This is a genomic window from Paraburkholderia sp. J67 (assembly GCF_905220265.1).
Lineage (GTDB): Bacteria > Pseudomonadota > Gammaproteobacteria > Burkholderiales > Burkholderiaceae > Paraburkholderia.
In genome coordinates this window covers 142879-165412 of record NZ_CAJMZK010000006.1, presented here as the reverse complement: position 1 = coordinate 165412, position 22534 = coordinate 142879, and the positions used below count along the sequence as shown (strand labels likewise).

At 64.1% G+C, this 22534-nt stretch carries 21 protein-coding genes; 6 read left to right on the top strand and 15 right to left on the bottom strand.

Annotation, left to right across the window (positions count from 1 at the left end):
- Positions 1 to 79: 79 nt before the first annotated feature.
- Positions 80 to 856: an IclR family transcriptional regulator gene (locus U5782_RS14165; protein ID WP_322044456.1), complete on the top strand. Its 777-nt coding sequence runs from the start codon at positions 80 to 82 to the stop codon at positions 854 to 856.
- Between the two features lie 73 nt (positions 857 to 929).
- On the opposite strand, the gene U5782_RS14160 is transcribed toward U5782_RS14165, so the two are convergent.
- The 6 genes from U5782_RS14160 to U5782_RS14135 all read right to left on the bottom strand — a co-directional run bounded on the left by U5782_RS14160 (position 930) and on the right by U5782_RS14135 (position 7339).
- The gene (locus U5782_RS14160) at positions 930 to 1793 is read right to left on the bottom strand and encodes an alpha/beta fold hydrolase (RefSeq protein ID WP_322044455.1); all 864 of its coding nucleotides are present in this window, start codon (positions 1791 to 1793) and stop codon (positions 930 to 932) included.
- Between the two features lie 19 nt (positions 1794 to 1812).
- Positions 1813 to 2949 carry a flavin reductase gene (locus U5782_RS14155; RefSeq protein ID WP_322044454.1) on the bottom strand — a complete coding sequence of 379 codons (1137 nt, stop codon included), beginning with the start codon at positions 2947 to 2949 and terminating at the stop codon, positions 1813 to 1815.
- Positions 2946 to 3968, bottom strand: coding sequence for an LLM class flavin-dependent oxidoreductase (locus tag U5782_RS14150; protein WP_322044453.1), 1023 nt, complete (start codon positions 3966 to 3968; stop codon positions 2946 to 2948). The genes U5782_RS14155 and U5782_RS14150 overlap by 4 nt, the downstream gene beginning before the upstream one ends.
- A 29-nt stretch (positions 3969 to 3997) precedes the next feature.
- Positions 3998 to 4369 (bottom strand): VOC family protein, encoded by a 372-nt coding sequence (locus tag U5782_RS14145; protein WP_322044452.1) that lies wholly within the window; start codon positions 4367 to 4369, stop codon positions 3998 to 4000.
- A 59-nt stretch (positions 4370 to 4428) separates the two neighbouring features.
- Positions 4429 to 6093 carry an AMP-binding protein gene (locus tag U5782_RS14140; RefSeq protein WP_322044451.1) on the bottom strand — a complete coding sequence of 555 codons (1665 nt, stop codon included), beginning with the start codon at positions 6091 to 6093 and terminating at the stop codon, positions 4429 to 4431.
- A gap of 337 nt (positions 6094 to 6430) precedes the next feature.
- A complete protein-coding gene (locus tag U5782_RS14135) occupies positions 6431 to 7339 on the bottom strand; it encodes a LysR substrate-binding domain-containing protein (RefSeq protein ID WP_322044670.1) in 909 nt (302 codons plus the stop codon).
- 243 nt (positions 7340 to 7582) lie between these two features.
- Between U5782_RS14135 and U5782_RS14130 the strand changes: the two genes are divergently transcribed.
- From U5782_RS14130 to U5782_RS14115, 4 genes are all read left to right on the top strand, one after another.
- Positions 7583 to 8005 (top strand): DoxX family protein, encoded by a 423-nt coding sequence (locus tag U5782_RS14130; protein WP_322044450.1) that lies wholly within the window; start codon positions 7583 to 7585, stop codon positions 8003 to 8005.
- 73 nt (positions 8006 to 8078) lie between these two features.
- Positions 8079 to 8984 carry a LysR family transcriptional regulator gene (locus U5782_RS14125; protein ID WP_322044449.1) on the top strand — a complete coding sequence of 302 codons (906 nt, stop codon included), beginning with the start codon at positions 8079 to 8081 and terminating at the stop codon, positions 8982 to 8984.
- A gap of 8 nt (positions 8985 to 8992) precedes the next feature.
- A complete protein-coding gene (locus U5782_RS14120; RefSeq protein ID WP_322044448.1) occupies positions 8993 to 9916 on the top strand; it encodes a LysR family transcriptional regulator in 924 nt (307 codons plus the stop codon).
- Positions 9917 to 10055: 139 nt separating this feature from the next.
- A complete protein-coding gene (locus tag U5782_RS14115; RefSeq protein ID WP_322044669.1) occupies positions 10056 to 10658 on the top strand; it encodes an NADPH-dependent F420 reductase in 603 nt (200 codons plus the stop codon).
- A gap of 126 nt (positions 10659 to 10784) precedes the next feature.
- Here U5782_RS14115 and U5782_RS14110 read toward each other — a convergent pair whose 3' ends face one another.
- The 8 genes from U5782_RS14110 to U5782_RS14075 form a co-directional block, all read right to left on the bottom strand.
- Positions 10785 to 11612 (bottom strand): SDR family oxidoreductase, encoded by an 828-nt coding sequence (locus tag U5782_RS14110; protein WP_322044447.1) that lies wholly within the window; start codon positions 11610 to 11612, stop codon positions 10785 to 10787.
- Positions 11613 to 11623: 11 nt separating this feature from the next.
- Positions 11624 to 12892: a Rieske 2Fe-2S domain-containing protein gene (locus U5782_RS14105; protein WP_322044446.1), complete on the bottom strand. Its 1269-nt coding sequence runs from the start codon at positions 12890 to 12892 to the stop codon at positions 11624 to 11626.
- 26 nt (positions 12893 to 12918) lie between these two features.
- Positions 12919 to 14220, bottom strand: a complete 1302-nt coding sequence (locus U5782_RS14100) for a Rieske 2Fe-2S domain-containing protein (protein ID WP_322044445.1) — start codon at positions 14218 to 14220, stop codon at positions 12919 to 12921.
- A gap of 47 nt (positions 14221 to 14267) precedes the next feature.
- Positions 14268 to 15257, bottom strand: a complete 990-nt coding sequence (locus U5782_RS14095; protein WP_322044444.1) for a PDR/VanB family oxidoreductase — start codon at positions 15255 to 15257, stop codon at positions 14268 to 14270.
- 30 nt (positions 15258 to 15287) lie between these two features.
- The gene (locus U5782_RS14090; RefSeq protein WP_322044443.1) at positions 15288 to 15788 is read right to left on the bottom strand and encodes a hemerythrin family protein; all 501 of its coding nucleotides are present in this window, start codon (positions 15786 to 15788) and stop codon (positions 15288 to 15290) included.
- A gap of 229 nt (positions 15789 to 16017) precedes the next feature.
- Positions 16018 to 17802 (bottom strand): ABC transporter transmembrane domain-containing protein, encoded by a 1785-nt coding sequence (locus U5782_RS14085; RefSeq protein WP_322044442.1) that lies wholly within the window; start codon positions 17800 to 17802, stop codon positions 16018 to 16020.
- Positions 17803 to 17840: 38 nt separating this feature from the next.
- Positions 17841 to 19322 (bottom strand): DHA2 family efflux MFS transporter permease subunit, encoded by a 1482-nt coding sequence (locus tag U5782_RS14080; protein ID WP_322044441.1) that lies wholly within the window; start codon positions 19320 to 19322, stop codon positions 17841 to 17843.
- Between the two features lie 34 nt (positions 19323 to 19356).
- Positions 19357 to 19962: an FMN-dependent NADH-azoreductase gene (locus U5782_RS14075; RefSeq protein WP_322044440.1), complete on the bottom strand. Its 606-nt coding sequence runs from the start codon at positions 19960 to 19962 to the stop codon at positions 19357 to 19359.
- Between the two features lie 175 nt (positions 19963 to 20137).
- Here U5782_RS14075 and U5782_RS14070 point away from each other — a divergent pair, with 175 nt between their 5' ends.
- A complete protein-coding gene (locus U5782_RS14070; RefSeq protein ID WP_322044439.1) occupies positions 20138 to 21076 on the top strand; it encodes a LysR family transcriptional regulator in 939 nt (312 codons plus the stop codon).
- A 56-nt stretch (positions 21077 to 21132) separates the two neighbouring features.
- On the opposite strand, the gene U5782_RS14065 is transcribed toward U5782_RS14070, so the two are convergent.
- On the bottom strand, positions 21133 to 22527 hold the full coding sequence (locus tag U5782_RS14065; RefSeq protein WP_322044438.1) for a sigma-54 dependent transcriptional regulator: 1395 nt from the start codon (positions 22525 to 22527) through the stop codon (positions 21133 to 21135).
- Positions 22528 to 22534: the final 7 nt, after the last annotated feature.

Genomic DNA, 22534 nt, shown 5'->3' with positions numbered 1-22534 from the left:
CTGTCCGGAGAAACCCGGGGCGGCGTGATTTCATCGACTTCACTTTCGACCTCATTTTCAATTTCAATACGGCTGAAAAATGACCAATGTGAGTGCGCGGCGTGGCATTCAGTCCGTCGAGATCGCGTTCCGGATCCTGTCGGCGTTGCAAACCAGTGTGCGGGCATTGCCGCTCAAGGAGATTGCGGCGCTGTCCGATCTGACTCCGAGCGCTACGAGCAACTACATGATTAGTCTCGTGCGCACGGGTCTCGTATCCGCCGACGAAAAACCCGGATGCTACAAACTCGGGCCGGCCTCGCTCGCGCTGGGCATGAGCGCCATTAACCAGCTCGACGGTTTCGATATCGTGCGCCGTGAAGTGGTGGCCTTGCGCGACGCCACCTTGAGCTCGGCGGCCGTGACCGCCTGGACCGACGACGGACCCGTCAGCCTCTTCAAGCAGGAAGGCGAAGCGCGCAGCATCCTCGAACTGCGCACGGGCCTGATCCCACTCGTGACGACGGCGGCGGGCAAACTTTTCGTGGCTTGCCTGCCTGCCAGTCGCACCGACGACCTCATGGCGCGCGAAATGTCGGCCGAGCGGGACTGGAACCCGGCCGCGCTGCGTGAAGAGGCAAGCACGGAATTGCGCGAGTTGGGCTTTACAACGGTTCATCGCGGCAATCTTGGCTACGTGTCGGTTGCCGCGCCGATCTGGGATCGCGATGGCCATCTCCAGTTCGCGATCAGCCTGATCGGCACGCCCTCCACGCTGGATACGGATCGCGAGGGCAACGCCATCCAGGCGCTGCTCGATAGCGCGCTGCGTGCCACGACGGCGTTGGGGGGCAAGGTGTCCCGCAGGATCGCGTAAGCGCCACGCTCGCGGGCCCATCGCGAGGGTCCGCCGCTGTACGCGACGGACCTGTCATGACGCCCACCTCGACTCATTCCATTCCAGCCGCAGCGGCCAATACGATGGCATTGAAGGCATCCGGCGCTTCGAGCTTCGGCATGTGGCCAATGCCATCGAGCACATGCATCGTCGAACCGGGCGCCGCCGCGTGAATTGGACGCGCATGCTCGTCGATCGGCGCAATGCGATCCAGTGTGCCGATGATCACGGAGACCGGCGCCTCGACTGAAGCCACGACCGCTGGCGTGTACGCCGAAAACAGCATGTCCACCGCGTGTCGCCAACCCGCGGGCGTCACGGCGTCCCGCAGTCGCGCCACTAGCGCGCGCACCAAAGGATCGGTATGCGGCGCGACCAGGGCGTCGACCACGGCGGCGCGCGCTTCGGGCGACTGGGCCGCGCCGCTTTTCATCAACGCTTCGCGCGCTGCTGCCCGCGCCTCCTCAGCAAGATGTCCGCGCGCCACATTGGGGGCGCTCAGCACGAGCGCGTGCGTAGCCCGCTTGTATCGAGCTGCGAACGTCGCCGCGATAACACTGCCCCACGAGCTGCCGACGAGGGTTGCGCGCGCAATGCCGAGCGCAGTCATCAGCGCCATGACGACCTCGGCATAGTCCGTGGCGCGTGGGGCAGGGATCGCGAACGGGCTGCTTTCTCCGTAGCCTGGCGCATTCCAGGCGATCACACGATGGTGCGCAGCGAGTCCGGCGAATTGCGCGCGGTAGCCCGCCGAGTTCGATCCGATGCCATGCAGCAGCACGATGGGCGGCGCGTTGACGTCGCCGGCCGCGCGGTACGAGATGGCGCGCTTGCCGTCGAGCGCGTCGAGATTCAAGGTGATCTGTTCGACAGCGGGCAACGCTGTGTCGAGTAGACGGTTATCGGTTTCAGTCATGATCGAATGGGGCGGATAGTCATCTCGCAACGGGCGAGTTTTCGTTGGCGGCGTCCTTCAACGCCGCGGATATGTCTTCCGCTGCCGCCTTGAGGGCGTTCGCGCAAGAGGCTTCCGTTGCAGCATCGAACTGTTCCGCCGGACCGATGGCCGTCAATGCCAGTACGGCCACGCCGTCCGGCGAAAGAATGGGCACGCTGACGGCGTTGGCGAGTACCCGGTCGCCATGGAACGGGCCGGGCCGCCTCGTCGCTTTGTACGTTATCCTGATCGATTCAAGCAACGCGGAAAGCGACCCGGCGTTAGCCGGCAGATCCGCCGACTCATTGCGTGCGTTTTCGCGCAGTTCGGCGGCAACAAATCGCTCGATGGCTTCCGGTGGCAGAAAGGCGGCGAGCGCGAGCCCGGATGCCGAGGATGTCACGGGCAGCACGAGTCCGAGCGGCAGATCCGCGGCCACGGGTGTCCGGGCGGCCTGCCACGCGACCACGGTGGGACCATGATTGCCCCAGGCCACCAGCGCAAGCGTTTTGTCGAGCGTCTGCGCGAGCCGCACCATGTGGCGGCTCGCGAGACGCATCGCATGCGGCTGGGACTTCATGGCGCCCTGCGTGCCGACTGGCGCGCGACCGAGATCATGCGGATCGGCCACGAGATACTGGCCGCCGCCAAACACAAGCGGACGCCGTTCGCTTTGGCGGATGCGCTCCACCGAGCCGACGAAAATCACGTGGTCGCCGCCGGGAAAGCGCGAGACCACCTTGCATTCCAGCCATGCGCTGCACTCGCGCAGGACGGGCAATCCGGCGATGCCTTCGTCGTAGTCGATGCCCGCGAACTTGTCGGGCGTTCGGGTGGCGAAGTGATTGGCGAGGCCATGCTGGTCCTCCGCCAGGATATTGATCGTGAAGCGCTCCGACTCGTTGAACGCCGCGTGGCTTCCAGCGGACGTGGCCTGACTCCACAAGACAAGCGGCGGATCGAGCGAAACCGAGGAAAACGAATTGGCGGTGAGGCCATGCATTTTCCCTTGTGCGTCGCGCGTCGTCACCACGGTGACGCCGGTGACGAACGAACCCAGTACGCTGCGCAACTGACGCTTGTCGAACGCCTCGATCGCGGCCTGCTCGTGCGCGGACAACGTGGGGGCATTCATGACAGCACCTGTTCCATTTCGCTGAATGCGGGCATGACCGACTCGTGGAAGAGACCGATGGAAGTCCTCGCTTCCCGCATCGACATATCGCCGAACACGAAGGTGCCGATCAGGTAGTTGAAGCCGCCGTCATGCGCCTGCTCCAGCAGCTTTTCACGTACGGTTTCCGGTCGTCCCACCACGGCGAGCCCGGATTCCACGAGCGGTTCGAAGCTCGGCGGAAGCTTCTGGTTGACGGGTTCGGTGCCGTGCTTCTTCCAGAGCTTGAAGAAGTTCGGGTAGAAGGTGGACCACGCGCGCTTGCCGATCTCCAGGGCTTCCTCGTCTGTCTCTGCGACGACGATATAGCGATTCACGCCCATGAGCGGCTCGGCGGCCGACGGATGACGTTTCGCGAATTCTTCGCGATAACGGTCGGTGATCGCCCGTACGCGCTGGACGGGACCGGCGCAGACGATATTCATCTTTTCCTGCGCGGGCCAGACCGTCGATTCCGGCGACGCAAGCGCATACCAGGTCGGAGGCGGCGATTGCAGCGGTTTGATCTCGACCGGAACGTCCTTGAATTGCCAGAACTGCCCGTCATGGTTGAGGGTGTCCGAGCTGAGAAACCGCTTGATGATTTCGTACGACTCGATATAGCGGGCCTGAGCTGTCGAAGGGTCGATGCCCAGCGCCGCGATCTCGTGAGGCGACGCGCCCCGGCCCACGCCGTATTCGAAGCGGCCGCCGCTCAGATGATCGAGCATGCAGATTTCTTCGGCCAGACGCAGCGGATGATGGATCGGCAGAATATAGACGAGCGGCGACAGACGCAGATTGCGGGTGCGCTGCGCGGCGGCGGCAAGGAACACGCTCTGCGAGGGGCAGGCGCTCAGTGTCGTGGCGTGGTGTTCCGACATGTGATAGCAATAAAAACCGAGCTGGTCGTAAAGCTCGATAATTTTCAGTCTATCTTCGTACTGCTGATTGATGGGAAGACCATTGCGATCGTTTTGATCAAAGATGCCGAACTTCATGTTTTTTCCAGTAGTGAATAAGGTAAGCGTCAGGCTTCGCGTGCGGGAGCCTTGCTGAATACCTGAAAGAGGTTGTCTTCGGGGTCCTGATACGTGGACACGGAACCGTGCGAGCCCATGTCGCGCTTGCCGATTAGCTGGCCCCCAGCGGCCAGAATCTTCTGCTCCATGTCGTCCCGGTGCTCGCCCGCGATCTGAAAAACGGGCACTGCGCCGGTGGCCCCTTGTGCCGCTTCTTCCACGGAACTCAGTGCGAATGCGCTGCGTTGCAGCCGGAACTGCGTCCACCTGGATGCATCGCGAAACTGCATGGGCAGGTTCAGGGCGGAGCGATAAAACTCCGAGAGCCGGTCCATATCTTTCGCGACGATATAGACCGATTGCATGTCGACTTCTACCATTGGGGTGACTCCAGTAAGCGGTAGTGGCGGAATAGGCGTGCTCTGGAACGCGGCGAGCATTACGCCGTATGGGCTTCCTTGAGGCCCAGTTCTTCACTCATGATCTGGCGGATCAAATACTTTTGAATTTTTCCCGTGACGGTGGTCGGGAACGATTCGACGAAGCGAATATAGCGGGGCACCTTGTAGTGCGCGATTCGGCTCTTGCAGAATTCGCGAACCGCTTCTTCGTCGAGCGAGGCGCCCGGCTGAGTGACGATCCATGCGCAGAGTTCTTCGCCAAAGCGCTCGTCCGGCACGCCCACCACCTGCACGTCGAGCACGCCGGGGCAGCTGTACAGGAATTCCTCGATTTCGCGTGGATAAAGGTTTTCACCGCCGCGAATGACCATATCCTTGATGCGCCCGACAATATTGACGTAGCCCTGCGCGTCCATCGTGGCGAGGTCGCCGGTGTGCATCCAGCCTTTGGCGTCGATGGCGTCCTGGGTCTTTTCCGGCTGGTTCCAGTAACCGAGCATCACCGAATAACCCCGCGTGCAAAGCTCGCCGGAGCGGCCGCGCTCGACCGTTTCGCCGCTGAGCGGGTCGACGATTTTCACTTCGAGATGGGGCAAGACCTGGCCCACGGTGGTCACGCGCTTTTCGAGCGGCGTGTGCGTCATGCTCTGGCAACTCACCGGGCTCGTTTCCGTCATGCCATACGCGATGGTGATTTCAGGCAGGTGCATGGCGTCGATCACCCGTCGCATGATTTCGATCGGGCAGGGCGAGCCGGCCATGATGCCGGTGCGCAGACTGCGCGTGTCGTAGGTCGCGAACTGCGGATGATTCAGGGCCGCGATGAACATCGTCGGCACGCCTAACAATGCCGTGCATTTTTCCGCCTGCACGGCGTCGAGAACGGCTTCGGCGTCGAAGCGCACCGAGGGATAAACGATGGTCGAACCGTGCGTGAGCGAGGCCAGGTTGCCCATCACCATGCCGAAGCAGTGATACATCGGCACGGGCACGCAGACGCGATCCGCCTCGGTCAGCTTCATGCACTCGCCGACGAAATAGCCGTTGTTCAGGATGTTGCGGTGACTCAGCGTCGCGGCCTTGGGCAAGCCTGTCGTGCCGCTGGTGAACTGGATGTTGACCGCGTAGTCCGGGTTCGGGCGTACGCGCTCGAGCAAGGCCTTGCCTGCCGGTGCGATGTTGAATAGATCGGAGTAACGCTGCGCGCCGGCTTCGGCGGGTACGCCTTGCGCATCGGGCTCGTCGATCCACCAGATCGTCTCAAGCATGGGCAAACGCGCGCGCCCAAGCTCCGTCAACATGCCCAGATATTCGCTCGTGCGATAGCGCACCATCGTCACGATGGCTTTGCAGCCAACCAGATTGAGCGCGTGCTCCAGTTCCGCGATCCGGTAGGCGGGATTGATATTCACGAGAATCAGGCCCGCCTTCGCGGTGGCCAGTTGCATGAGCAGCCAGGCGACATTCGTGTGCGACCAGATGCCGATCCGGTCGCCGGGCTGGAGCCCGGATGCCAGCAGTCCCGCAGCCAGCGCGTCGCTTTGCTCGCGAAGTTCGGCGTAGCTCAGCCGGATCCCTTCGTGCCGGCTGATTACGGCGGCATGGTCGCCCATTCTGGCGGCCATTTCATCGAAGTGCTCGCCAATTGGCTTGTCGATCAACGTTGGCGCGCGTGTGCCGCGCTCGTACGAAATCAGGTTCATCAAGTCTCCTCCTGGACTTCAGGGCGTTGCGTCGCCCGAAGCTATCGCCTGGTTCAGGACAGGGATGACGGATCCAGCGCCGTCACATCTGCGGTTTCTATATTCAACAATAGTGAATGCATGCAGTATTGTTGTATGTTAGGTGGCGAAACTGGAGGTGTCAACACGTTTTGGACAGGACGGCGGACGCGAAAACGCAGCGCGCAGCGCTGCCCGAGGTGCTCACCCGAGCGCCGGATCGAAGGTGCAAAAGGGGGGGACGATGTTCAACGCGGCCAGGCAGCCGCGAGGGCGTTCGTGTGCGCCAGGGGCGTTGCACCCGCTGGCGGCATGGGGTCTAACGCTTCTGGTTCAATGCCTCGAAACCGGCCACGAGTGCGTCGAGCAACTGCCGTACGGCGGGCACCATGCCGCGACGCGAAGGAAAGATCGCGTGGATCAGGCCGGGCGCGGTCGTCAGGTCTGGCAGCAGGTGCAGCAGCAGACCCGCACGCAGGTCCGCGTCGACCAGCTCGCGCGGCAGCACGGCCACACCCACCCCGTTGAGGGCGGCGATGCGCAGGCTGGCGAGATCGTCCGTCGCGAGACGCGGCTGATGGGTCAACGACGCGGTCTTGCCTTCGGCGTCCACCAGGTGCCAGGTGAAGCGCTCGCTGTTGCTCGCCATCGCAAGGGTCGGCCAGGATTCGAGCGAGGCCAGCGAAGCGGGCGTGGTATGGCGTGCGACGAGCTTCGGGCTCGCAACGAGCACCTGTGCGGAGAGGCCAAGCTGGCGCACCGCGAGGTCGGTGTTTTCCAGCGGCGGCAGACGTACCCGGATGGCGAAATCGAGACCTTCTTCGACAACATCCACGCGGCGGTTGGTGGCATCGATCAGCACCTGAACCTGAGGATTGTCCTGAAGATATTGCGCAATGATCGCCGTGATGCCCGAGCTCAACATTCCCACCGGGCAACTGATCCTTAGGGTTCCTTGCGGTTGCGAACGCGTCTGGTCCACGATGTCCCGCGCCGCCCGCGATTCCGCCACGAGCGCCACGCAGTGCTGGTGGAAGCGCCGCCCGATTTCGGTCAACGAGAGGCTGCGGCTCGTGCGATTGAGCAGGCGCACGCCCAGTTCTTCCTCCAGTGCGCGAACCCGCCGGCTGAGCTTCGACGTTTGCAGACCAAGCGTGCGGGCCGCGGCCGTGTAGCTGCCCTGTTCGACGACTTCGACGAACAGGCGCAGGTCATTGAGATCGGTGATCGGGTTCTTCGGCGCCCGCGCTAAGACCTCAACGTTCTATCACGCGCAAAGTTTCATTGCAATTCGGGAGATAGGCAGCCGATCGTTGCGCAACTAGTATGGCGGCAATGAACAGGTGCAGGTCGTGAGGGGAATTGCAGTACGACGAAATGCGCCTCTGAATACTCTGGACTGGTGTGGGTGGAAACCAGTTCGAGTTCCTTATCCCGATCCACCAACGTGAATGTCATTGAGGAGATCGTCATGGAACGATACAAATTTCTTCCGCTGCTGGGTCGCATCCTGCTGGGCGCGCCGTTCGTCATGAGCGGGTTGGGCAAGCTTGGCGCATATGCCGCGACCGTAGGCTATATCACGGCCGTTGGCCTGCCGCTGCCGCCGCTCGCCTTCGCCGTGTCGGTATTGATCGAACTGGGCGGCGGCCTGTTGCTGCTGTCGGGTTATCGCGTGCGCCTCACGTCGGTGGTGATGGCGCTGTTCTGTCTGGCGACGGCCGTGTTCTTCCACCACAATTTCGCCGACCAGAACCAGATGATTCACTTCCTGAAGAACGTCATGATGGCGGGTGGCCTGCTGCAAATCGCCTACTTTGGCGCGGGCGCTTATAGCCTCGACCAGCGTCGTGGGCGTGCGGGTACGGGACTCGTTCCGGCTAGCGCAGGTTAATGCGGTGGTTCCGCGCCGGCCTATGCCCGCATAGGCCGGCATACGACCGTCGCGGATAGCTCAGGAGAACGCCATGCTGGACGGCGTATCGTTGGATCAGTTGCGCGCCTTCATCACCGCTGCCGATGAAGGGAGCTTTTCCGGCGCGGCGCGCAAGCTGCGCCGCGCGCAATCGATGGTCAGCGAACTGGTGTCGAATCTGGAGGGGCAAGTCGGCGTCAGCCTGTTCGACCGGCGCGGCCGCTATCCCGTGTTGACGTCAGAGGGGCGCGTTCTGCTGGCGGACGCGCGCACGATTCTCTCGGGCGTGGACGGGATGAAAGCGCGCGCGAAGGGCATGACGTCGGGTCTCGAGCCGGAGCTTGCCGTCGTGCTTGATGTCTTTTTTCCCTTTCACGTCGTCGTAGAGGCCGCTAAAGCCTTTCGCGAGCGCTTTCCGATTGTCCCGTTGCGGCTCTACGCCGAAGCGCTTGGCGGCGCATATCAGCCCGTCATGGACGGGCGGGCCGCGCTGGGTATCGTGGGCTCGCTGCCTTTCGTTCCACCCGGGCTTGCGCATGAGCGGCTGGCCGACATCGCATTCACGATGGTCGCGGCGCGCACGCATCCGCTTGCCGCCTGGCAAGTGACGATTCCCCGCGATCAACTCGCGCGTCACACCCAGATCGTCTTGACCGATCGCACCGACCTGTCCGCCGGTCACGAATTCGGCGTGATGTCGGCGGACACCTGGCGCGTGGCCGATCTGTTCGCCAAGCACGCTTTTCTATTGCATGGGCTGGGGTGGGGCGGCATGCCCGTGCACACCATCCAGGACGATATTCGCGCTGGCCAGCTTGTCGAGTTGCAGATCGAAGACGTTCCTCCGGGCGGGCACATTCTCCCCATGCTGGCGGTCTACCCCTCGGCCGCGCCGCCAGGTCCGGCTGGCCGATGGCTGATCGAGCACTTGCGCGATGCTTGCGCGAACAACCATTAAAGGCGCCGATGGAAACCCTCGCCAATCTGGAAAGCTTCGTGAAGAGCGCCGAATATGGCAGCTTTGCCGCAGCGGGGCGGCGTCTGGGGCTCACGGCTGCGGCCGTGAGCCGCAACATGGCGATGCTCGAACGCAACCTCGGCGTGAGGCTCTTTCAGCGCTCGACGCGCAAGCTCACGCTCACGGAGGCGGGCGCGCGCCTGCTGCACGCGATCGGCGGCAGTCTGGATGCATTGCAGGCCGCGATCGAGGAGGCATCCTCGGATGCGCCCGAGCCCGCCGGCGTACTGAAGGTGAGCTTGAGCACGACCTTCGGTCTGACGCATGTCCTGCCGCTATTGCCGGCATTCCTGCAGCGCTATCCGCGCATTCGCCCCGAATGGCACTTCGAAAGTCGCCGGGTCGATCTGGTCAAGGAAGGGTACGACCTTGCCATTGGCGGCGGATTCGCGTTCGCGCCGGGCATCGTCGCCCGAACGCTTGCGCCTGCGCATATCGTTGCGGTCGCATCGAAAGACTATTTGCATGAACATATTCCGCCCGAAGATCCGGCAGGGCTCGCTGCACATAAGGGCATCACGATGCGGGCCACCAGCACCGGCCGCGTTCGTCAGTGGACGATGCGCGATGCAGCAGGGCGCGAGGCCACTGCACTGCTCAGCGACGACGTCGTGATGAACGATCCCGGCGCGATGCGCGAAGCGGCGCGACTCGATCTGGGCGTCGCGATGCTGGCATTGCCCGATGTGCTCGCCGACTTCGAGGCTGGCACGCTCGTGCGCGTGCTGCCAAAGTGGTACGCAGACGCTGGCTCGATTTCGATTTACTACGCTTCGCGCACGTTGCTGCCGGCGAGAGCGCGCGCATTCGCCGACTTCATGACCGAGGCCTTCAGGCAGCGGCAACTGGCGCAGAAATATTCCGCGGTTTGATCGTCGTTTGCGGGGCATGCCACGTTGGCCGAATCTTCAAGCATTGGTTGAAAATGCTTCAAGCGCTGTGTGTCTATTCGTTGGATGGCAACGGCGGCAATATGCCTACACCCCATCACGGACAAACAGGAATAGTTTCATGGAAACGATCGGCATTATTGGCGCGGGCGCAATTGGCTCCGCTTTTGCAAAAGCGTTGGCGCAGAAAGGCATCAAGGCGGTCATCGCCAACAGCCGCGAACCGGAATCGCTCGCGGATCTTGTCAGCGAACTCGGCCCCACCATCAAGGCCGGCACCCGAGAAGAAGCGGCGGCACAGGATATCGTCCTGGTTGCGGTGACGTGGTCGAAGCTGCCCGCCGCTTTGGCTGGTTTGCCCGATTTCGGCGGCCGCATTGTGATCGACGCAAACAACCCGATCGAGGCGCCAGAATTCAAGCCATTCGACTTGTACGGGAAAACGTCGAGCGAAGTGTTTGCGGAATTCGTGCCGGGCGCGCGTGTCGTGAAGGCGCTCAATCACCTGCCCGCCGCACTGGTGTCCAGCGATACGGGTGTTGAAGGCGCGCGGCGTGTGCTGTTCCTCGCGGGCGACGATGCAGCAGCAAACGCCAGCGTGTCGCGTCTGATCGGGCAGGCGGGATTCGTGGGTATCGACCTCGGTTCGATCAAGGCTGGCGGCCCGCTGTTCCAGATCCCCGGCGGCCAGTTGGCCATTCAGAATTTGCTCAAGCTCGGTTGAACGAACGAAAAAGTCCCGCCACGCGTGTTGCGTGGCGGGATGTCAAGTCCTCCTGCCTTCAATGGAAAAGACCGTAAAACGCGGAGAACACTGGAGCCGTATCAAACGCGCCTCAACGCGTTGCCCTCAGGGCGTGGGCGTTGCCGACGGCGCGAAGTTCAACTCGGGCACGGCGGCGAGCACACCGATGCCGCCATCGACGTTGATGATTTCCCCCGCCATATGCGCGCTCAGATCCGAACTCAGATAGAGGAGGTGGCCCGCGATCTCGGCGGGTGTCGCGGCGCGGCCGAGCGGGATCGCTTCGTCAATGGCCGACCAGTTGGCATCGCTTAGCCGCTGTACGAGCCGTGGCGTGCGCACGAATCCCGGCGACACCGCGTTGATGCGCACATGGTGGCGCGCATACTCGGCGCCCGCGCAGCGCACCAGATGATGCAGCGCGGCTTTCGCCGTGGCGTAGGCGACCTCGTTAGGCACCGCACGATCGCCCGCGAGCGAGCCAACGAAGGCGAAGGTTCCACCGCCATCGGCCTTCATCATCTCGCCGCCAATCTGGATCGCCAGCCACGCGTGGCGCAGCACGATATCGAACTGCTGGCTCCACGAGGCATCGTCGACGGCCGCCAGGGGCTTGATGCCCGCGACGCCGATGATGTCGACCACGCCGTGCACGCGTCCGAACTGCTCGCGGGCGGTATCGAATACGCGCTGCATGTCCGCGCGCGACGTGGCGTCCGCCGCGCAGGCTATGCCGCCGACCGCGCTGGCGACACGTTGGGCGAGTTGCGCATCCTTGTCCACGCACAGAACGCGTGCGCCGGCTTGCGCGAGTGCGTGGACGGTCTGCTCGCCCATACCCTGACCGGCGCCCAGGACAATGATTGCGCGCCCGTCGAGCCGCAGAAGCGATAAGTAGTCCGGAATAGGAGATTCGGATGAGGTGGCTGACATGGCGCGCGTCCTCAGGCAGCGGTCGCTTCGCGGTGCGATGGCAGCAGGTCCTGCCACGGCGCCCCTTCTTCCAGTGCGCTATCGCACGCGCCGACGCCGCGCAGATCGAGGCCGAGTGCAGGCGGCTCCTGACCGGCCGCCACGCGCCGGATCGCATCGAGCAGCACGCGGCGCACGCGCACCACTGCCTGGTCGGCCGGGACGAGGTGCTCGCGCGAGCGATCGTAGAGCGGGCCTTGCGAGAGCCCGATGGTGGCGTCCTCGACTTCCACGCCGCGCAATCCGCTCCAGTTCTCCTTCATCAACTCGCGGTTCTGCCCGAACGCGTTCGACCAGTTCGCCTTGAACGTGCATTGTGTACGGTCGTAGTAGGCCGGATCGTTGAGTCCCAGCAATTCGACGATCTTTTCCTCGGTCACCGGCGCGTTGCCGTGCACGACGATATAAGTGCTCGTGTGCGTGTCGTCTTCGGGCACTTCGAGCACGGTGAACAGAAACGCCGGTGCGGGAATGATACGGCCATAGGGCACGATGAACGGCACCACACGGGCGTTGCGGATCGTCGGGTCGTCGGTCTTGCGCAAGGCGACGTAGTGGAAGCCGAACGCGGTCTCTTCGATCTTCAGTACCGGTTCGAGATCGTTGGACGCCAGCGCTGCGGGATTGACGACATCGGTATTGCGCGTGAATTCGTTTTCCTTCCAGCCGGGGCGAGCCATGTTGGTGTGCAGGACGCCCACATGCGAACTGTCCTCGCCGCCCTCGACCAGTTGCAGATAATTGCAGGCGACGTTGATGCGCAGGACGACACGATGAGCCGGTTCGGTGTCCATGAACGCGTAGCGCGAGAACGCGGGGACCTGTTCGGCCGGCCCCACATAGGCCCAGACGATGCCGCCTTCTTCGCGCACCGGGAAAGCGGGCGCTTTCAGGCGTGTGGCGTATTTCGGATCGGCATGATTGGGGGTTTCCATCACGCTGCCCGTGGCGCTGAACTTCCAGCCGTGATAGAGGCAGCGAATGCCGCCTTCCTCGACGCGGCCGAGCGCCAGCGACGCGCCCCGATGCATGCACAGTTCTTCGAGAAAGCCTACGCGCCCAGCGGTGTCGCGGAACGCTACGTAGTTCTCGCCCAGCAGACGCACACGCAAAGGCGCGCAGTCCGGATGGGGCAGTTGCGCCGAGGTGCAGACCGGATGCCAGAACCGCCGCATCAACGTGCCGCCCGGCGTTCCCGGACCAACACGGCAAAGCAGCTCGTTATCTTCATGTTTCAACATGGAGGATTCCTTAAGGGTGTCGAGGGTTATTGGCTGCGTTCCGTGCGCGAACCGGCCGCAGAAACGATCCGGTGATGGGGCACGAGACCACGCCAGTCGTCATCCGGGCCGATTTCCGCAGAGATGCCGATGGCGCGTCCGGCGTCGGCGCGCAGCGCGGGCAGTTCGCGCTGATCGCGCACCGCGCGCGCGCAAGACAGCAGGCTTCGATGCAGGCGGCTGATGGCGATATCGGCCGGGCACAACATTTCCAGCGAGCGATCGCGTATCGTGCCGCTCGACACGCTGCAGGCGGCGTCCTCTTGCGTGATGCTGTCAAAGCCCGTGAAATGGCCGGCGCGTTGTTGCACGCGGTCCTGGCCGAAGCCGTTGGCGAGCGACATGGCGGCGGGCGAGTCGCAGGTGTCGGGCGTCATGCCGTACTTGCGTAGTGTCGGTTCATCGAGACCCACGAACAGTAGTTGTTCGCTGCGCAAGGGCTCTTCGCCAACGCGTTTTTCAGCGTCCCACCACACGTGATAGAGATTGCAGCGCTCGTCGTTGACCGGGACGATCGCGAGCCAGATGTCGCCGTTCGCGTTGGCGACAAAGCACGGGGCGATAAAGGACGTGACGCGGGCGATGCGCTTGCCGCCGGTCTGGCGAATGGCGACATAGTGAAAGCCGAAGTCCGTTTCGTCGGCTTCGATCCGTGGCGCGGAGTCGAACTGCATATGCGAGGTTTTCTTCGCATAGTCGAGACCGGAGTCGTTCGTTCTGGCCAGCGCGGAGCTATGCAGCACGGTCAGATGCGAAGAGTCGACGAGCCCCTCGATCACCTGCACGAAATTGGCGTTGACGACGGCCAGCGCGTTGATACGGTGGGCATCGGGCAGATCCATGAACGCCCATTGGGGGAGCGGCGGTGCTTCGTTTTGCGGACCCAGATAGGCCCATACAATGCCGCCCGCTTCCTTGACCGGATACGTGCGCCCCTTGATTCGCTCCTTGAAGCGCGGGTCTTCCACGTTCGGCGTTTCGAGCACGGTGCCGTCCACCGCGAACTTCCAGCCGTGATAGATGCAACGTAGACCGTCTCCTTCCGCGCGGGCGAGCTGCATGGAAGCAGTCCGATGCAGGCAGCCTTCGGCGAAGAGGCCGGGGCGACCTTGTTCGTCGCGCCACACCACAAACCGCTCGCCCAGTAGCTCGACCGTTTTCGGGTCGCCATTGGCTGACGGCATGTCGGCGGACTGGATCACGGGCAGCCAGAAACGACGCATGGCGTCGCCCAACGGCGTGCCGGCTCCCGTACGGCACATCAATTCGTTGTCCTGCTTGTTCAGCATAAACGTCTCCCCTGAATGGAGTATTGGATGCTACATGTCGGGCGGGTTCAAAGGTCGAGTACGAGTCGCGAAGTCCTGGCGCGCGAGCAGCACGGCAGGAAGCAATCGTTGCGATTCCGTTCCTCGTCAGTCAGATACAGGTCGCGATGGTCGGGCACGCCGGCGTGCACTTTCGTCATACAGGTGCCGCAGACACCTTGCTCGCAGGACAGCGGCAGATCGAATCCGGCATCCAGCAGGGCATGCGCCGCGCTCTGGCCAGCGGCAACCTCGATCACCTCGCCGGTGCTCTTGATCTCGATGTCGAAGCGTTCGTCTCCGGACGTTTCGATGGGCGCGCCCGCGAAGTATTCGCGGTGCAGGTGCGTCTCCTGCCAGCCGAGTTCGCGCGCGGTGTTGAGGATATGGTCCATGAATCCCGTCGGCCCGCACACATAAAGATGATGCCCGGCGGACGGTGCGCCGATGGCGGCGCGGGCGTCGAGTTGTTGTTCTGTCGGGCCGTCATCCACGTGCACGTGCGCGTGCGAAGCGTCGGGCGATGCGATGCCTTGAATACGGTCGATCAGCGCCATGCGCGATAAAGCGCGGCCGCAGTAGTGGAGCGTGTAAGGCCGCTTATCGCGCGCAAGTTGTTCGGCCATGCACAGGATAGGCGTAATGCCGATGCCGCCCGCAAACAGGATCGACTTCTCGGGACCGCTATGCAGCGCAAAGTGATTGCGTGGCGCGCTGATCGTCAGGATATCGCCCTCTTGCACGTGTTCATGGAGGGCAAAGGACCCGCCGCGAGACCTGGGGTCGCGTAGAACGGCAATGCGGTAGCGCGGCGTGTCGCCCGGCAATTGATAGAGCGAGTATTGGCGCACGAGGTCGCCAGGCAGTTGTACGTCGATGTGGGCGCCCGCTTCGAAGGCGGGCAAAGCCGTATGCGCGACCGGTGTGAGTTCGACGCCGAGAATATCGTCGGCGAGCCAGGTTCTGGCCGCAACGCGAACCTGCAATGAAGAGCTGACTGACGAGGTAGGCATTTCCATGAGGACATCCAGGTAAAAGTAGGTTCGGCATCAAGCGGCGATGGGCAAGGTTCGCCGGATGACCACGGGCGCGCCGCCCAGCTCGCGCTGGATCAACCAGCGGGCGAGGCCCTGGTCCATGACGCGCACGTGTTCGGGAAACCAGTCCGCCAGCGCGCGGGCGAAGGTGCGCACGACCTCGGTTCGTCCATTGGCCAATGCCTCGCGTACGTCGTCCACCGACTTGAGCACGGCCGCATGCTCGTCGATGTGGCAGCCTGCCGATCCATAAGCGCTCGCGCGCATGGCATCGTCTTCCTCGCTGAAATGACGCTGAGCGTGCCCGGCAAAGGTCTCCAGCGCCGCCGCCAGATGCGCATCCTCGACGGTGAGCAAAGCCTGCACGCACTCCACGAACTCGTGGTGCGTGTCGTCCATGCCGCGATGGCCGATTGCATAGTCGTCGCGCCACACGAAGCGGTTTTCGTCAGGTGATTGAGAGGGCAATGGTGCGGTCGTATGGGCCGCGCGGTGATCTTTCGGAGATTCCATTTTCAACGTACGCCTGTTCGATCGTTCTCGTCTCAAAACATCTTCTGTGGAAGATATATAATGAGCATGGCAGTGTCGAGGTAGGGGAAACGCTGAGGAACAGGCGATCTTCCGAAGAAGAAAAACGTCATGACGACGCAACGCTTCCGGCTAGCGGGCGTCACGAAGCGACCCGCGCCGTTGGCCGGCGGCGGGTCGTGTTAGTTGAACGTAGTGAGAGGGGGGCGGATTACGCCGTTTGCCGCTGCGGCTCGCCAAACTGCATGGTGGCGAGCTGGGCATAGAGGGGAGAGGTTTGCAGGAGTTCTTCGTGCCGGCCCTGCGCGACGATGCGCCCGTGTTCCAGCACGACGATGCGGTCGGCCTGCCGCACTGTCGCGAGGCGATGCGCGATCACGAGCGTGGTGCGGTTTTGCGCGGCATTGTCCAGCGCGCGTTGGACAAGGCGTTCACTCGCCGCGTCGAGCGCGCTGGTGGCCTCGTCGAGCAACAGGATGGGCGGATTCTTCAGGATCGCGCGCGCGATCGCAATGCGCTGGCGCTGTCCGCCGGAGAGCCGCACGCCGCGCTCGCCCAGAAACGTGTCGTAGCCTTGCGGGAGTTCGTCGATAAAGCCCGCCGCGGCTGCCATTTCAGCCGCTTGCTGGACCTCGGCGAGCGTCGCATCGGGGGCGCCATAGCGGATATTGTCGAGCACGCTGCCTGAGAAGATGACCGACTCCTGCAACACCACGCCGATCTGCTGGCGCAGTTCGACGAGCGGGACATCGCGCGTCGGAACGCCGTTGATCAGAATGCGTCCCGACTGCGAGTCGTAGAAACGCAGCAGCAACTGGAACAGCGTGGTCTTACCCGCGCCGGAAGGGCCCACCAGGGCCACGTGCTCGCCCGCGCGGATATCGAGCGAGAGGGCGCTGAGCGCAGCAATGCCTGGGCGCGAGGGATACGAGAAACCGACGTTGTCGAAGCGGATGCCTTCGCCTCCTGCGGCCCGCTCGCCCAGCGTGACCGGAGACGGCGCTTCCACCACCGGCGAGCGCGCGGCCAGCAATTGCAGCAGACGCTCGGTTGCGCCCGCGGCGCGTTGCAGATCGCCCCAGACTTCCGCGAGCGCGCCCACGGCGCCCGCCGTGAACACGGCATAGAGGATGAACTGGGACAGTTGACCGGCGCTCATGCGCCCGGCCAGCACCGCCTGCGCGCCGATCCACAGGACGAAAACGATCGCCGCGAACACCAGCACGATCACGAGCGCAGTCATCCACGCACGGGCGCGAATGCGCGTGAGCGCCGTGTCGAAGGCCGATTCGACCGCGCTGGCATAGCGCCGCGTCTCGAACGGCTCCTGCGTGTACGACTGGACGGTCGGCATGGCGTTAAGAATCTCGCCCGCCAACGCGCTCGTATTGGCGAGCTTGTCCTGGCTCGCGCGCGAAAGCCGCCGCACGCGCCGCCCGAACATCACCATCGGCGCAACCACGCCAACCAGCGTCACGATGATGTAGCCGGATAGCACCGGGCTCGTCACCACCAGCATCGCCACGCCGCCGATCATCAGGAACAGGTTGCGCAATCCGAGCGATAGGCTCGTGCCCACCATCGCCTGGATCAAGGTGGTGTCGGCGGTGAGCCGCGACAGCACCTCGCCGGTCTGTGTGGTCTCGAAGAATTGCGGGCTCATGCGCAGGACGTGGTCGTAGACCGCGCGCCGCAAGTCGGCCGTGACGCGCTCGCCCAGCCATGAGACGAGGTAGAAGCGCAGCGCCGTGGCGCCGCCCATCACCACGGACACGAAGAACAGCGCCAGAAAGTAGCGGTCGATATGCGCGCGGTCGCCCCCGGCGAAGCCGTGGTCGATCAGGAACCTGAACGCGACCGGCAGCGCCAGGGTGGCGCTCACCGAGGTCACCAGCGCCAGAAACGCCAGCGCCCAGCGCCCGGCATAGGGGCGCAGGAAAGGTTTCAGGGCGAGCAGCGGGCCGATACGGCGGCTGGAGGGCGTGACATCTGGCATGGGCATTCCTGTTCAACGGATCGGCGCTGCGGGTGTGCTCAGGACTGTTCCGTCGCCGCAGCCTTGCCGGGTGGCGCGACGCCTTGACGGTCGGTATCGGCTTGTGCGCCGCGCGCAGGCCGGTCGCGCTTCAACAACGCAGCGCTCAGTCCCGCTGCCGCCGCCGCGCAGACCGCGCCGATTAAAAACGCCACATGATAGCCGCTGTTGAGTGCCGCGATGGCGCTTTCGGACGCCCGCATCGCCTCGGTGCGCGCGGCCGCGAGACTCGCGAGCAACGCGAGGCCGAGCGCGCCGCCCATCATGAGCGAGGTGTTGACGATGCCGGATGCAAGACCCGCATCGCGCGCGTCGACGTCGCTCATGGCGACCAGCATCAGCGGATTGAAGGCGAGGCCCGCGCCCATGCCGAACAGGATCATGCCGGGCAGCACGTCGAACACGAATGTGCCGTTCACCGGCGCGCGTGCGAACCACGCGAGCGCACAGGCGGCGGCGACGAGCCCGGCGGTGAGCGGCAAGCGCAGGCCCAGGCGCATGACGATGCGCGCAGACAGGCCTAGCGAAAGGAAGCCCATGATCAGGCTGGCGGGCAGAAACGCGAGACCCACCTGCAAGGAATCGAAACCGAGTACGCGTTGCAGATACAACGCGCAAACGAAGAACCACGCGAACATCGCGGCCGCCCAGAGGACGCCGGCCAGATTGGCCGTCGCCACGTTGCGCAGACGGAACAGGCCGAGCGGCATCAACGGATGTTGCACGCGCGTTTCGATGCCGAGAAACAGCACCAGCAGCGCCAGCGCGGCGAACAGCAGGCCGAGCGTCTGCACGGAAGTCCAGCCGGCTTCGTTGCCGTTCACCACGGCGTAGACGGCGAGCATCAGCGACGCCGTGACCGTTACCGCGCCGGCCACGTCGAGCCGTTCGCCGTGCGCGTGACCGCGCGCCGCGGGCAGGAGCGCGACGCACAACGCGAACACCACGATACCCACGGGCAGGTTGACGAGAAAGATCCAGTGCCAGCTCAGCAAGTGGGTCAGCAGCCCGCCGAGCAGCACGCCAATGCTGCCGCCGCCCGCGCCGACGAAACCGTACACGCCCATCGCCCGGGCCCGCTCGCCGGGCTCCGTGAAGAGGTTCATGATGAGCGAGAGCGAGACCGCCGAGACGACCGCGCCGCCCACCCCTTGCACGGCGCGCGCGCCGATCAGCAGGCCTTGCGAATGTGCGAGACCGCAACCGAGCGAGGCGAGCGTGAATAACGCAATGCCGCCGAGGAACAGCTTGCGGTGGCCGTACAGATCGCCCAGACGGCCGCCCAGCAGCAGGCAGCCGCCATAGGTGAGCAGGTAGGCGTTGACGACCCACACCAGCGAGGTTTCGCTAAAGCCAAGGTCGGCGGCGATCGATGGCAAGGCCACGTTCACGATCGTCGTGTCGAGCACGATCATGAGCATGCCGAGGCACAGGACGATCAGCGCCAGCCAGCGTGGGTTGCCGTGAAGGGGGCGGGTCATGCTGAGGGCTCCTTTGTCCGTGATGAACGCTCGATCAGGCGGCCAGCGCCGTGGTTTCCTGCTTGGCCAGCGCGATGGCCGTAGTGCGGGATTCCGGCCCCATCGCTACGCCTTCCGCGCGAATGAAGGTGATATCCGTGATCCCCAGAAAACCGAAAGCCGCCTTTAGATAGGTTTCCTGATGATCGAACGACGCGGCGGGCGAGCCTTCGCGATAGATGCCGCCGCGCGACGAGGCGACGATCAGCTTCTTGCCGCCGCACAGTCCGACCGGGCCGTGCTCGCTGTACTGGAACGTCTTGCCGGCCACCGAGAGGCGGTCGATCCACGCTTTGAGCTGCGAAGGCACGCCCAGGTTGTACATCGGCGCGCCGATGACCACCACGTCGGCGGCCAGAAACGCGTCGAGCGCGGCCTGGCCTGCCGCAAGGTCGGCCTTCAATGCGTCGTCCACCGGTGCGCCTTGCGCGGCCGCGAGGTGGGCGGCAGTGAGATGGCCGATCGGCGTGGCGGCCAGATCGAGACGAACGATCTCGACGTCCGTGCGGCGGCCCTGAAAGGTCGCAACGATGTCGGCGGAAAGGTCGCGACTGACCGAGCCGGGTCCGAGAATGCTGGAATCGACGTGTAGCAATTTCATGAGAATAGTCTCCAAACGGTAGGCTTGCTCGAGGGCATCGGGCGGGGGGATCCGGCGCGGTCTAACATCCGCCGCGTGGTGTGCCCGATGTGCGATGCCCCCAGTATGGCGATCCGGCGAATCCAGCACTAGATGGTAGGATTCGATTGAATTCATCCATTTTTGGAGAAATGGGATGCTCGATCTGAACGATCTGGCGATGTTCGTGCAGGTGGTCCGGGCCGGCAGCTTTTCCGAGGCGGCGCGGCGCATGCGGATGCCCGCGAACACGTTGAGCCGGCGCATCGATCAACTCGAAGGGCAGCTTGGCACGCGTCTGCTGCATCGCTCGACCCGCAAACTCGCGCTCAGCACGGAAGGCCAGGTGCTGTTCGAGCGCTACGCGCCGGCGCTGGACCAGATTTTCGAACTCCAGCGCAGCCATGAAGATGCGCAGGCGCCGTCCGGCACGGTGCGCGTGACCGCGATGGCCGGACTGTTCGAAATCCTGCAAATGGACTGGCTGGTCGAGTTCTATGCGCGCTATCCCCACATCAGCGTCGAGTTTCTGCTCGACGACACCCCGACCGATCTGATCGCCGAGCGCATCGACCTGGCCTTGCGCATGGGCATCGACACGAGCAGCGGGTTCAAGGTGCGGCGCCTGGGGCCAAACGCCATGATTCTCGCGGCCAGTCCGGGCTATCTCGCGCGGCGTCCGGCGCCCGACACGCTGCGCGAACTGGCCGGGCACGACTGTCTGACGATTGCCAGCCGCCAGGGGCGCAACGCGTGGCGCTTGCAGGGACCGCGCGGGAATCGCGGTGATCGCGGTGATCAGGAAGTGGCCATCAACAGCCGCTTCGCCGTCAACGACATGCGCGTGCTGGCCCAGGCCTGCGTGGCCGGACTGGGCATCGCGCTGCTGCCGCAATTGATGGCGCAGCCGCTCATCGAGCAGGGGCAACTTGTCCAGGTGCTGCCCGCCTGGGGGCGTGCGAATACGGAACTGGGCCTGCAACTCGTGTACACGAGCCGTCCGCCCATTCCGCCGGCGGTTGCGGTCTTCGCCGAATTTCTCACGGAGAAGATGGACGAAGCGATGGCGGGCCTCTCACGAGGGCCGGCCCGCTGATGGGTGCTTCGTTGCTGCCGCAACGACTGTGCTAAAGCGAATTGAAGCGAGTGGCCTCAGGCATGTGTCGGTGAGCCGGATCGAGCGGGCTTCTTTCCCCTCGCGGGCGGGTCCCCCGCAATCGGCGGAGGGTCCGCCGTGCCGCTCGCGGGCGGCGCCGGGGTTTCCTTGCGCGCCGCGCTCAAGGCGTCGCCGAGCGACTCGGGTATGACGCGCAAGCCGAGGTCGGCGGCGGTGATGACCGGGGTTTCGATCATGACCACGGTGCGCCGGATGCAGTTGAAAAGCTCGCGCACATTGCCGGGCCAGTCGTACTGGCGCAGCGCCACCAGCGCATCGGCGGAAAAGCCGCGGATCTTGTGGCGCGCGTCCTTCTTGTAGAGCGACAGCGCATGGTGGGCGAGCAGTTCGATGTCGGCGCCGCGCTCGCGCAGCGCAGGCTTGGTGATCTTCAGCACGCAGAGCCGGTGATAGAGGTCGGCCCGGAAGCGTCCTTGCGCCACAGCGGCTTCGAGATCCACGTGTGTGGCGGAGACGATGCGCACGTCCACCTTGATGGGGGTGTTGCTGCCCAGACGCTCGAACGTGCCTTCCTGGAGAAACCGCAGCAATACGGCCTGGCATGCATACGGCATGTCGCCGATTTCGTCGAGAAAGAGCGTGCCGTGTGCCGCCGATTCGATGCGGCCGATCTTCTGCTGCATGGCGCCCGTGAACGCCCCGCGTTCGTGGCCGAACAATTCGGCTTGCAGCAGCGTCGCGGGAATCGCCGCGCAGTTGATCGCCACATAGGGATGGCGCGCACGCGACGAGCGATTATGGATGGCGAGCGCGGCAAGTTCCTTGCCGGTGCCGGACTCGCCGTGAATAAAGACCGGGGCGGAATTGCGCGCGCATTTCTGGATGCCGCGGTAAAGCTCCTGCATCGCCTCGCATTCGCCGATCATGTCGAACTGGCCGTGCGAGCGCTTGCTGGACGCGCGTTTGGGTTCTTCCGCCACGACGGGCGGTGCGCTCGATGCGCTCGATGCATTCGACGCCTTCGACGCATCGCGCAGCGTCGCAAGGCCATACGCGTGGCCGATGGCGAACAGCAGGCTTTGCTCGGGGTAGGGCCACGTGATGAAGTCGACGCAATGATCGACGATGAACTGGCGCGCGCCGGCTTCTTCGGAATGACCGCGGCGGGCGAGCGCAATCCAGGTGATCTTGACGCGCCGGGCACACGTTTGCAGTGCGCTCAACTGGTCAGGCGTGGCGTTGGCGGGCAATTCGATCAGGCCGACTCTCGGCGAAGCCTGGCCGAACGCGTCCTGCACGCCGTCGGCGTCCGTTGCCACCGCCACTTGCCATGCGGCCGCCGTGAGTAATTCGACAATACGCGGGTCCGGATTGGCGGAGACGTAAAGCACTGAGCGCCCCGTCCCGAGTGAAGCCGAAAGCGTAGTCATGTCTTCC